We start from the raw sequence: 4947 nt of genomic DNA on the forward strand, positions 1-4947 counted from the left end.
TAATTGGGTCAATAGGTAAAAGATGAGTAATTTTACTCATTGACAATAGTGCTTTTAGCTTAACTTGTGAGTAATGACGGTACTCTAACTCTGATATTTGTACTCTTATCCTTAGCAGGATACGACTTTACTGGCTGGATAGACGCATCAGGGCTTATAGATGTTTGTCTGATATTTTGTCTATCATTTGGTATTTATAAAAAAAGCCGGATCGCTGCTGTACTCATGCTGGTTTATTTTGCCTTCAATCAAGCTTGGATTGTAATCGTACTCAAAAGATTTCCAGCGATTATATCATGGCTTTTTCTCATCTTATTCTTAAGAGGTGTCCAAGGTACTTTTACTTATCGAAAACTATCAAAATCTTAGTTGACGGTACCCTGATGCTATGTTTGACGTTTAGCTGACACGCCTTGCAATTCCCGCTTAACTTTTCAACCTAAAACACGGCAGAAATACTCGCGGTACAAATTGCAGCGCGGCATTACATAATTGTTTTGCCGCCGGACAATTCCCATGCTGTGCAATTTGTAAATTTGCATTGAATCTAATTCAACTGGTTCGGCAGAATTCACAACTTTTTTCAAAGCCAAAGCTAATTCGGGATTGTGTTGCAGTATTTCTAAATGCTTCCGCAAATGACTGCTGTAAATTCCCGATTCTGATGCCGCATTTTCTAATAGCTGAGTTAATGATATTTGGCCACAACTAATCTCATACATTGCCAATCTTACTAAATAAGGATGCCCGCCGATCGCACTTATTAACTTTTGCAATTGCGTCTCATCCCACTCCAAGCCGTGCACGCGAGCTAAATCGTGAATTTGCGGCCTCTCAAACTCCAGCAACTCAATAGGCACCCCCGCATTAAACGGAGATTGATTCATGTCCAAAGGAATATAAACTTCGGTAGAATGCGCCATTACCAACCGCAGTTTTTTCCATATATCGGAAATCTTGGCTTTTTCGTGCCAGCTTCGCAGCATCCCCAAAAAGTCTTCAACTACTTCGGTGTAGGGAAATAGGCGATCGACTTCATCCAACCCCAAAACTACAGGGGCTGATGTTTCTGCCAGCAAATACTCTTCAAAGTAAACCGTACAGTTATCGTTGCTACCCAAAATATCTGTATCCCAATATTGGTTTAACTTGTTTTCTAACTTTAGCTGTCGGCTTACCATCAAACACAGCCAGCGCAGAAATTTATCCAAATTTGTTAAGATTCGTCGGTCTGCTGCACTCAAATCGATATAAACTGCGTGATAGTTTTCCCGATCGCCATGAGCTAAAATTCTGGTCATCAATGAAGTTTTGCCCATCATTTCTGGTGCTTTGATCTGAATCAGCGAACCGGGTTTCACAACTGTCTCGCAGCACAAGGATTCAATGTTGCAACGCTCTACATAAAAAGGAGAATCTAATGATACCGAACCTTCGGGGAATTGCAAATTTGCGGTCGGCTTCAGTGTGTGCGAGGGCGGATTTGTGTTAATAGATTGACGTAATTCTGGCGAGGCAAATCTCCTTAGAGCTTCTTTGAAATTTTTCTTAGTGATTTTTTCTCCTAAGGCTTCTGAAAGCTTGTGCCACAATTTGTTACCGACATCTTTGTTGAGGTATTCAGCACTGTAGCCGTAAGTTTTGGCGATTTCCTCGTAACTTTTGCCTTCCCAAGAACCTTGAAGGACTTTCATTTCGATGTCGCTGAGATATTTGCCGGTGTTTTGAGCAAAAATGCGATCGGCAGATTCTTTGGTTTGGCTCCAAGAGAAGTCTAATTCTGAGTTCATGGGCTCCCCCGGTGAGTAAGTATATACGTAAAGTATGCATACTTTTACAATAGATCTATTGTTATTGCATGGAAAAGTCACCCTGGGTTTTCCCTATTTTACCTGATTTAACCTGAGTTTTTACTGTCAGTCCTTGTTGAAATACCTGATTTTACTCCCCTGGTCGGTTTTATTCTGGGAAAATAAACTGGTTTAGAAGCAAGTGGATGGCCGATCGCCCGATCGCAATTATCATAGGACTTACGCAACTGGCAGACTGGAATCAAATTGTAGGGTGCCTCAGGGGAATTTCTAGGGCAATTATTGAGGATTTAAGGATAGTAGAGCACTTTATTAATGGTGACACGTGGCGAGAGTCCTATGTCGATCGCCTAACCAACAATAGCGGAACTTCGCAAACACCCGGGTATAAGGAGAAAAATTATGGCTGCTACGATTACCGTTAATAGCACAGATGACTCGAATAGCAGGAATGCCGTCCTCACCCTCAGAGAGGCAATTCTGGTTGCGAATGGCACTCTGGATGTTCCTGATTTGACAGTGGCAGAACAAGCACAGATTAACGGTACTGTGGGTACTGCGGCCGATCGCGATACGATCGCCTTTAATATCGGGGCGATCGGTTCTCAGCAATTAATTCAGCCTTTATCCGCACTGCCGCCGATCTCCGATCCAGCGATCGTCGATGGTTGGAGTCAAGGCGGCGCGGGCTATAACGGTTTGCCACTGGTGGAACTCAGCGGCAACCTCCCCGGATTTGGGATGGTCGGACTTGATATCACTGCTGGGAACAGTACCGTGCAAGGTTTAGCGATCGACAGATTTTACTCGGCAGGCATCCGCTTGCAAACCAATGGCGGCAACGAGATCCTCAGCAACCACATCGCCAGCGATACCACCAGCAGAGGGATCAGGATTGATGGCGTTCCAGATAATCGGATCGAGGGCAACTTAATCTTCGGCAAGACCACTATTCTTCCCGGTGTTGCCGGCATCGGCATCGAGATTTCCGGCATCGCTGCGCGCAACAACCAAATAATCGGCAACCGTATTGGCACTGATGTTACTGGTACTGTTGCGATCGGCAACAATGTTGGCATCAGCATCAAGAATGCGCCTGAAAACCTGATTCAGGACAACCTGATTTCTGGCAATAATGTAGGTAGTGACGGCGTTGGAATTGGGATAGCTGGTCCAACTGCCAGTCAAAATCGAGTTGTCGGCAACCTCATCGGCACTGATATCACGGGTAATGTAGCGCTAGGAAACGGTATCTATGGCATCGTTATTGGCAGCGCTTCTAACAATATTATCGGCGGAACGACGCCTCAAGAACGCAATATCATTTCTGGCAGCCAGTTTGCCGGTATTGCTTTTCTACAAGCGCAGGGTTCAACCGATCTACAAGCGCTTAGTCCAACCCCTGCACCTGCGACAAACCGAGTTGTCGGCAACTATATCGGCACAAATATCAGCGGTACTGCCGCTTTGGGAAATCCGATCGGCGTCCTTATCGGTGTTGGCGAAAGCAACATCATCGGTGGCACGACACCGCAAGAACGCAATGTCATTTCCGGCAATCAAATGGGCGTGTTATTGCTTAGCAACCAGGTAACTGGCAACCGCGTTATCGGCAATTATATCGGCACGCAAGCTGACGGCAGCACTCCTTTACCCAATACTTTGTACAGCAACGTCATAGCTCAAGATACAGGTGTGAATAACCGCATCGGTGGTACCGCAGCAGGGGAAGGAAATACGATCGCATTTAGCGGTAGCAGCGGTATTCAAGTGACCGGTGGCAACGGTTTGGCAATTTTAGGTAATTCTATCTTTTCTAATAATGCTTTAGGCATCGATCTCGATAACGATGCCGATGAACTAACTCTCGACGGCGTTACCCCAAACGATTTGGGAGACGGAGATACAGGCGGAAACGGCTTGCAAAATTTCCCGGTGTTAACCTCGGCAACTGCTAGCAACGGCAACATTACCCTTAGCGGCACTCTCAACAGCATTCCCAGTACGACTTTCCGCGTCGAATTTTTTGACAATACTGCCTTAGATCCCAGCGGTAACGGCGAAGGACAAACTTATCTCAACTTTGTTAATGTCACGACGGATGCTGCTGGCAATGCTAATTTTACATCGCCGCCCTTAACTGCAACAGGGGCGATCGTCACTACTGTTACTAACTTAGCAACTAACGAGACTTCGGAATTTTCTCAACCTTCCCCTGGCTTACTGCAATTTAGCAATCCCGCTTACACGGTGAATGAAAACGGCACAGTTGTAGGTACTGCAATTACCGTCAATCGCATCGGTGGTAATAAAGGTGCTGTTGGGGCAACGCTGACGCTGACGGATGGTACTGCTGTTGCTGCTGACTACACCAATACGCCGATCGCGATTAACTTTGCCGCGGGCGATACGACACCAAAAATTGTTACTATTCCGATCGCCGATGACGCGATCGACGAAGCTGACGAAACGGTTAATTTATCTCTAACTAATCCCACGGGAAATGCTACAGTTGGCGATCTATACAACAATGCAGTTTTGACAATTGCAGATAACGATAACCCTCCAACTGTCAGCATCGCCCCCGCCACGATCGACCAAGCGGAAGGCAATACAGGCACAACTACCTACAACTACACCGTTAGCCTCTCCAATGCTTCTGGTTTGCCCATTACTGTTAACTACAAGACAGATGACGGTACTGCTGCTACGGGCGATTTCGACTACGAAGATAATGACGGTAATCTCATCTTTAATTCGTCAGAAGCGCTAACAAAAACGATCGCTGTAATTGTTAACGGCGACAACAAATTCGAGGCGAATGAAACTTTCAGCGTTACCCTCAACAACGCCACCAACGCCACCGTCAATCCCGCCGCCAACCAAAGTACGGGCATCATTCTCAATGATGATAGTGATGACCCTAATCCCACTCCAACTCCGACACCAACTCCGACACCAACTCCGACAGAAACGCCAACACCAACGCCAACTCCGACAGAAACGCCAACTCCGACAGAAACGCCGACACCAACGCCAACTCCGACACCAATTCCGACAGAAACGCCGACACCAACGCCAACTCCGACACCAATTCCGACTGAAACGCCGACACCAACGCCAACTCCGACACCGA

Annotated in this window: 2 protein-coding genes; one reads left to right on the forward strand and one right to left on the reverse strand. The window is 46.3% G+C overall.

Annotated elements, in window-relative coordinates:
* Positions 1-434: 434 nt before the first annotated feature.
* Entirely contained in the window at positions 435-1790 is a 1356-nt protein-coding gene (locus QUB61_RS36270; RefSeq protein WP_333135880.1) for an AAA-like domain-containing protein, read from the reverse strand.
* A 423-nt stretch (positions 1791-2213) separates the two neighbouring features.
* On the opposite strand from QUB61_RS36270, the gene QUB61_RS36275 reads away from it, so the two are divergent.
* Positions 2214-4947 (forward strand): Calx-beta domain-containing protein (locus QUB61_RS36275; protein WP_333190369.1); only part of this gene is annotated, 2734 nt, incomplete at its 3' end.

It is taken from the genome of Microcoleus sp. C2D2 (assembly GCF_036702495.1).
GTDB lineage: Bacteria > Cyanobacteriota > Cyanobacteriia > Cyanobacteriales > Microcoleaceae > Microcoleus.

Excerpts from the sequence above, each read along its gene's own strand:
- QUB61_RS36270 (WP_333135880.1), bottom strand. The coding sequence starts at position 1,790 with ATGAACTCAGAATTAGACTTCTCTTGGAGCCAAACCAAAGAATCTGCC.